This window comes from Streptomyces sp. BRA346, from assembly GCF_052851135.1.
Genome location: NZ_JAIWIH010000130.1, coordinates 1 through 2,979, shown reverse-complemented (window position 1 = coordinate 2,979; position 2,979 = coordinate 1). Strand labels below are relative to the sequence as shown.

The 2,979-nt window shown below is 72.6% G+C and carries 1 protein-coding gene; it reads right to left on the bottom strand.

Annotated elements, in window-relative coordinates; genetic code table 11:
• Window positions 1-2,979 (bottom strand): AMP-binding protein (locus LCH29_RS43690; protein ID WP_446467241.1); only part of this gene is annotated, 2,979 nt, incomplete at both ends.

Below are 2,979 nucleotides of genomic sequence, written 5' to 3'. Positions count from 1 at the left end.
CGAGAACAACCGCACCACATTGCGATGCTCGACCATCACCCCCTTCGGCACACCCGTCGACCCCGAGGTGTAGATGACATACGCGAGATCCGCCGGGGAGGCCGCCACTCCGGTCAGGTCACCGTCCGGTTCGCTCTCCCACCGCCCGGCGTCCGCCCGGATGTCCACGACCGGGACCCCCGAGGTGTCCAGGCCCTCGGGCACCGGCCCGTCGACCAGGAGCACCCGCGGCGCACTGTCGCCCAGCACATGGGCCAGCCGCTCCACCGGGACCGCCGGATCGACCGGCACATAGGCGCCGCCTGCCTTGAGCACCGCGAGCACACTCACCACCAGGTGCTCACTGCGCGGAAGACAGAGCGCCACGAGGGTGTCCCGGCCGACGCCGAGGCCGCGCAGATGGCGGGCGAGCCGGTTCGCGCTCGCGTTCAGCTCGGCGTACGACAGCGACCGGCCCTCGCACTCCACCGCCACCGCGTCCGGCGACCCGGCGGCCACCTCTTCGAACCACCGGTGCACACACCGCTCGGGCGAGTCCGCGCCCTCGGGCTGCCGGTTCGCCTCCACCAGGAGCCGCCGGCGCTCGGCCTCGGGCAGGACGTCGACGTCGAGTACCGGCGTGCTTTTTCCGTCGTCCGCGGCGAGAGCGCCGGTGATGCCGTATAGCGCGGTCTCGACGTAGTCGGCCACGGCCTCGCACGCCACGGCGTCGTCGACCCGGATGTGCAGGGACAGTTCGGTGCCGAAGTCGTCCAGCGACACCGAGAGGGGGTAGTTGATCGCGTCGGCCTCCGCGACCCACCGGATCCCCAGCTCCTCCAGCCGGGGGGCGGCCGCGTCCCCGGGCTCGAAGTGGCGGAAGTTGACCACCGAGCTGAACAGCGGGGTGTCGTTGTCCAGGCCGCTGCAGCCCTGCGCCAGACTGAGCGGGGTCTGCTCGCGGGCGATCAGCTCCCGCAGTCCGGTGTCCACATCCGCGACCAGGTCCCGGACGGTACGGTCCGCCAGCCGCACCCGCAGGGGCAGGGTGTTGATGAAGTTGCCGAGCATCCGCTCGATCCCGGGCACGCCCTGGAGGCGCCCCGACAGCACGGTGCCCAGCACGACGTCGTCCCGCTGCGTGGACGCGGCCACCACGCGGGCCCACGCGGCGTGGAAGAGGACGGCCGGGCTGACGCGCAGCCGCCGGGCCTGGGCACGCACCTCGCGGGTGAGGTCGGCGGGCAGCGCGCGCCGCAGCTGCGGATAGCGGTGGCCGTCGCCGCGTACGTTCGTCAGCCCGAAGGGGGTGGTCGGCTCGGTGACGTCGGCGAGGGCGGCCCGGAAATGGGCCTCCACCTCATCCGAGGCCATCCGCCGCACGGTGTGCGCGACGAAGTCGCGGTACGGCGCGGGCGGCGCCACGTCGGCGCGGCCCGCCATGTGCGCCGCGAGTTCCTGGAGGACCAGTCGCAGGGTGGTGGCGTCCTCGATGAGGTGATGGGCGCTCAGCAGCAGATGGCGCCGGTCGCCGTGCGGGTCCTCGGCGATGAGCAACCGCAGCAGCGGAGCCCGGTCCACCCGCATGCGCCGGGGCCGGTCCAGCAGCGCACGCGCCTGCCGTTCGGCGTCCTGGTCCGGATCGAGGCGGGTCCGCTCCACCTCCAGGCGCGCCGTGCGCCGCACGACCTGCACCGGTTCGGGCAGGTCCGCGGTGTGCACGGCGGTGCGCAGGACGTCGTGGCGGTCGATCAGCGTCTGCAGCGCCTCGGTGAAGGCGGTGCACGCCGCCTCGTCGTCGGCCGTGAGGAGCACGGAGACGAGGTACGGGTCGTTGTCCGGGTCCAGCAGGTGGTGGAAGAGAATGCCCTCCTGCGCCGGGGCGAGCGGATAGATGTCCTGGACGGCGGGGGCGCCGCCGGGGACGGTCGCCACGATCGCGTCGATCTGCGCCTGGTCCAGCGCCACCAGGGGCAGCAGCTGCGGGGTCAGGTGTTCACAGCTCTCGGGGATCGGATTGGGCGGCACCGTGTACGCCTGGTCCGCCGTGGTCCCGTCGATCTCCGCCGCCAGCCGGGCCAGCGTCGGGCTGCCGAACACGCTGCGCACCGGGACGTCGAAGCCGAGGCCCTTGAGCCGGGCCACCAGGACCGTGATGAGCAGCGAGTGGCCGCCGAGCGCGAAGAAGTTGTCGTCGGCGCCGATGAGCGTCTCGTCGAAGTCCAGCAGCTCGGCCCACACCGCCGCGAGCGCCCGTTCGGTGTCGGTGCTCGGCGCCACGTATGCGCGCTGGTCGTAGGCGCCGGCGCCGGGGGCCGGGAGGGCCTTGCGGTCCAGCTTGCCGTTGGCGGTCAGCGGCAGGGCGTCCATGACGACGAAGGCACTGGGGACCATGTACGCGGCGAGGGTGCGCTCCGCGTGGCGGCGCAGCTCGGGGGCCGGGTCCGCGTCGCCGTGGCCGTTCTCCCGGACCACGTATGCCACCAGTTGCTTGTTGCCCGGCTGGTCCTCCCGGGCCAGGACCACGCACGAGCGCACGGCGGGGTGTTCGCCGATCCTGCTCTCGATCTCGCCCGGTTCGATGCGGAAGCCGCGGATCTTGACCTGGTCGTCGTTGCGCCCCAGGTACTCCAGCGAGCCGTCGGGCAGTTGCCGGACCAGATCGCCCGTCCGGTAGATCCTGGCCCCCGGCTCCATGCGGAACGGGTCGGTCAGGAAGCGTTCGCGGGTCAGCTCCGGGCGGTTGAGGTAGCCGCGGGCCACGCCCGCGCCACCGACGTACAGCTCCCCCACCGCGCCGATGGGCACCGGCTCGCCATGGCCGTCCAGGACGTAGACGCGCAGGTCGGGAATGCGCTGCCCAATGGGACTGGACGTGCCCTCGGTGTCGGCGCGTTCCAGCGGCCGATAGGTCACGTGCACGGTGGTCTCCGTGATCCCGTACATGTTCACCAACCGGGTGTCCCGGTTGACCGCACGCCCCATCCACGGCCCCAGCGC